Source organism: Acidovorax sp. SUPP3334, assembly GCF_030159055.1.
Lineage (GTDB): Bacteria > Pseudomonadota > Gammaproteobacteria > Burkholderiales > Burkholderiaceae_C > Paracidovorax.
The window spans coordinates 1-3,697 of sequence record NZ_BQXQ01000086.1 but is presented as its reverse complement, the minus strand read 5'-3'; the positions used below and the strand labels follow the sequence as shown (position 1 = coordinate 3,697).

General features: G+C 57.9%; 5 protein-coding genes and 1 pseudogene. 3 read left to right on the top strand and 3 right to left on the bottom strand.

Annotated elements, in window-relative coordinates; genetic code table 11:
• The first annotated feature begins 126 nt into the window (after positions 1–126).
• Together AVHM3334_RS23370 and AVHM3334_RS23365 are read left to right on the top strand one after the other, a co-directional pair.
• Positions 127–354 carry a helix-turn-helix transcriptional regulator gene (locus AVHM3334_RS23370; RefSeq protein ID WP_284415832.1) on the top strand — a complete coding sequence of 76 codons (228 nt, stop codon included), beginning with the start codon at positions 127–129 and terminating at the stop codon, positions 352–354.
• A complete protein-coding gene (locus tag AVHM3334_RS23365) occupies positions 345–674 on the top strand; it encodes an Ogr/Delta-like zinc finger protein (protein ID WP_284415831.1) in 330 nt (109 codons plus the stop codon). The genes AVHM3334_RS23370 and AVHM3334_RS23365 overlap by 10 nt, the downstream gene beginning before the upstream one ends.
• A gap of 352 nt (positions 675–1,026) precedes the next feature.
• On the opposite strand, the gene AVHM3334_RS23360 is transcribed toward AVHM3334_RS23365, so the two are convergent.
• A protein-coding gene (locus AVHM3334_RS23360) for an IS5 family transposase (RefSeq protein ID WP_502869972.1) occupies positions 1,027–1,765 on the bottom strand; the annotation gives its coding sequence in 2 pieces (ribosomal slippage) (positions 1,027–1,551 and positions 1,553–1,765; 738 coding nt in all).
• A 231-nt stretch (positions 1,766–1,996) separates the two neighbouring features.
• Here AVHM3334_RS23360 and AVHM3334_RS23355 point away from each other — a divergent pair.
• A pseudogene (locus AVHM3334_RS23355) lies at positions 1,997–2,654 on the top strand (IS5 family transposase); the annotation flags it as partial.
• A gap of 273 nt (positions 2,655–2,927) precedes the next feature.
• Here the strand turns inward: AVHM3334_RS23355 and AVHM3334_RS23350 are convergent.
• Together AVHM3334_RS23350 and AVHM3334_RS23345 are read right to left on the bottom strand one after the other, a co-directional pair.
• Positions 2,928–3,317: a hypothetical protein gene (locus AVHM3334_RS23350; RefSeq protein ID WP_284415830.1), complete on the bottom strand. Its 390-nt coding sequence runs from the start codon at positions 3,315–3,317 to the stop codon at positions 2,928–2,930.
• Positions 3,318–3,505: 188 nt separating this feature from the next.
• A partial coding sequence (locus AVHM3334_RS23345; protein ID WP_284415829.1) for a hypothetical protein occupies positions 3,506–3,697 on the bottom strand: 192 nt, incomplete at its 5' end.

Genomic DNA, 3,697 nt, shown 5'->3' with positions numbered 1-3,697 from the left:
TGAACTTTGAAAGGAGCAACGAAGCCTTGTTTGATGTTGTCGACGAGGCCGTCGTGCATGTCGATACAACACCCAAAACGGTTTGAGAATCAAACCAGTATCCGTCCACGAAAGTGGGTCAACTCCATGCTGCGCATCGACGATGTGTGCTTCTTCACCGGCCTGGGCCGCAGCACCGTGTACGCCAAGGTCAAGGCCGGCGACTTTCCCGGTCCTGTCCAACTGCACGGCGCGTGCGTCGCTTGGCGCGAGACCGAGGTGGACGCCTGGATTGCCACCCGGCCTGCAGCCCAGCCCGGGTGTGCAGCGCGCAAGCCAGTGCGCGCCGCCGCAGGAGCTCGCACATGCATGTGAAGGCCACCAGCATGTTTTACCGGTGCCCGCATTGCCAAGCAAAGGCCACCACCCGCCACAGCAGCCAGGCATCGCCCATCCTGCGGGAGTTGATCTACCAATGCACAGACGTGGAATGCGGCCACACGTTCGTGGTGTACGCTGCCGCCGTGCGCACCTTGTCGCCATCGGCCAAGCCCGACCCGCTGGTGTATCTGCCCATAAGCGAGCACACCCGCCGCGTGGTCACTGAGCAGCCGGCTATCACGCAGCCAGGCGGCGGGCCAGGTGTTCGTTTGGCCCCCAAAGTAAAGGAGGCCGGCCGTGCAGTTCCTCTCTAATCGCACACGCCAGATGCTCCAAACCATTGCGCCGCGCCGCGTTGCCACGCTACACTGCGCCGTCACGTCAAAAAAAGGCGTGATCGGGCTTGGACTCCCGTGTAACCCGCTGCGACGCAAGCCGCAGTCTCTCCCGCAGAGCACCTGCGGCTTGTTCGTTCGTGCCTCCCTTTTTTGGCGGCTCGGACAGGGAGCCGTAAGGCTCGCCGGTTCGCGCAAGCGGGTTCCCGGTAGTCCAACCTGTTCGAGCTGCCGCCCTCGATTGGACTCGGGTGCGGCGGTTTTTGCAAAACCGAACCCGCTGGAGGCCATCATGGCTCACCGTATTTCCGCGCGCGCTCTTAGAACGTGTTCACGATCTCCTGAGCAGCAGAGCGAGGAAAGCCAGATGTACGAACTGCAGGCTGGTATTGAGCAGCCGCTCGCAGTTCTTCCACAGCCGCCTGTTCTTCTCCAGCCAGGCAAAGCTGCGCTCGACGATCCAGCGCTTGGGCATGACTTTGAACGTGTGCAGTTCGCTGCGCTTGGCGATCTGCACTGTCACATGCCCGCCCAGGATTTCCTGCACACCTTGCGCGAAGGGCTGGCCAACATAGCCGCTATCGGCGAGCAGGCTTTGCACCCGGCTCAGCGTGGGTTTGCAGCGCGTGAGCGCCAGCAGTGCTCCCTTGCGATCCGTCACCTCGGCCGTCGTCACCGCCACCGCGTGCGGCAGCCCTTGCGTATCCACCGCGATATGGCGCTTGATGCCCGAGACCTTCTTGCCTGCGTCATAGCCCTTCAAGGCCGCCGTGTCAGTGTTCTTCACACTCTGCGCGTCGATGATCAAGAACGCGCTTGAGGCGTTTCGCCCCAGTCTCCCACGGGCCGCGCCAACCTGATTTTTTTAAAGCCTGCTCAAGCAGGCTAACGCCCTGATCATCGGGCAGGCTCCACTTGGCGAAGTACGAATGCACGGTGCGCCACTTGGGAAGATCGCTGGGCAGTGCCCTGCATTGGCACCCTGTGCGCAGCAGATACAGCACCGCGCACCACACCTCGTACAAGTCAACGGTGCGTGGTTTGGTCTTCTTGCGCGCACTCTCCAGCATCGGCTTGATGATCTCGAATTGCTCGCGGCTCGTATCGCTGGGATATTTCTTGGTTCGCACCTCGTCATTGTCAGTGATCAGACAAAGATCGTGAACACGTTCTAAGAAGTCCATCCTGAACAATTCGCAAGTTGTTGATCCTGCTTGCAGTTCTTGGGGTTGATGGCCGCAGCCTTTGCAAGGTATGGTTCTGCCAATACCTGTTTTCTTGCAAATTCCTCCGGAGATTCCATGGGTCCGAAGCCTTCGCAGCCGCAAACGGCCGAGCTGTTCCGTCCAAGGTTGGACGAGCAGATCAACATGCGTCACCCGCTTGTGCGGCTGGCCGCACTGATCGACTGGGCCGAGATCGAGCGCACCTTCGCCGCTTCTTTCACCTCCGTACGAGGCCGACCCGCGTTGCCGCCGCGGCTGGTGGCTGGGCTGCTGTACCTGCAGCACGCCTTCGATGCCTCTGACGAGGCAGTGGTGAACGCCTGGGTGGAGAACCCGTACTGGCAGTTCTTGTGTGGCGAGACCTACCTGCAGACCGAGGCGCCCATCGACCCGTCCAGCCTGACGCGCTGGAGAAAGCGCGTTGGAGAGGAAGGCGTGCAGACGCTGCTGGCGGCCAGCATCGAGGCCGCCCGGCGCGGTGGCGTCGTGCGTGCCTCCAGCGTGGACAGTGTGATCGTGGACACGACCGTCATGCCCAAGGCCATCGCCCACCCACCCGACCGACAGCCGGCTGCTGGACAAGAGCCGACAGCACCTGGTGAAGGTGGCCCAGCAGCACGGCCTGCAATTGCGCCAGAACTACAACCGCGTGGCTCCACGGCTGGCCGCGCAGATCGGGCGCTACGCTCATGCCAAGCAGTTCAAGCGCATGAAGAAGGCGGTGCGCCTGCTGGCGCACCCGAGTGTGCGGTGCCGGGCACAACCTGCGCCTGATCCTGGCCGCGGCTTTTATGCGCCCGATTCGGGCTGCCGATGCAGGCGCTCATCGCGGCACTGAGGAACGTCTCAAAACCCCTATCCCAGCCACTCGACACCCTTATAAATCAACGAGTTACGGCGCTCGAACTTGCAACTTCGGAGGTTTTGAGAGTTTCCCACTGTTCGCCGCACACGGTGACCGCCGACCTGTCTGCGGTTGGGAACTAAATTGTTCAGGGTGAACTATTTAGTTGTCGCACTTTCTCACTGTTGACACACTTCCAACTATTGGTTCGGTAATATGGTAGCAGGGATTTTTATCGAGTGGCACCTTTAAATAAGATGCCCGCTGCGCTCCAGATGGATCAATCCAAATATTCAACCAGCCACCATCATGCCCATCGTTATAATTCCAATTAACGAGTGCCCCGGGCTTTTTATTTACCTCCTGCCAGTGATAGACTTTTTTCCCCTTTCCGTCATAAAGATCGGCATACACCGACCATTTATTAACAGCCTGTGATGATGAGGTTATTGTGATTCTATGGCTTGTGCTAGCCGCATGAGCGCCGCTGGAAATAAAAATTGCAGCAGCCGCCAAAAATCCCAGTCGAGTCAAGTCAAACTTTTTAGTCATAAAACCTACTTTAATTTCCAATACGAAAACACCACTTTTAATAACTCACGACTCAACCTTGATCGAGTCGGAATCCTGAAATCTAATTATGCTATGGTTTTTAAAAAAAACGGAAAATTTACTGGAAAAATTTGTAACTTTTCATCTTTTTTTATCAACGAAAATATTTGGCGAATTATTAAAATACGTTATGGATTGGTGGTTTCAACTTGCGCCGTTGCACAAAGCTGGGCCTGAGTGGGCGGCCTCAAGCTTGAAGTGCGACACGGCGCAACCTGTAAGGTACCGCCCAAATGGGAACCCACTACTCGCATATCACGCAGATTGATCGGATGTCGATCCATGCCTTGCTGCAAGCCAAACTCAGCGGCCCGCAGATC

Bases quoted from the DNA above. Each gene is read 5' to 3' on its own strand.
- AVHM3334_RS23365 (WP_284415831.1), top strand. From the start codon at position 345: ATGCATGTGAAGGCCACCAGCATGTTTTACCGGTGCCCGCATTGCCAA.
- AVHM3334_RS23350 (WP_284415830.1), bottom strand. From the start codon at position 3,317: ATGACTAAAAAGTTTGACTTGACTCGACTGGGATTTTTGGCGGCTGCT.
- AVHM3334_RS23370 (WP_284415832.1), top strand. From the start codon at position 127: ATGCTGCGCATCGACGATGTGTGCTTCTTCACCGGCCTGGGCCGCAGC.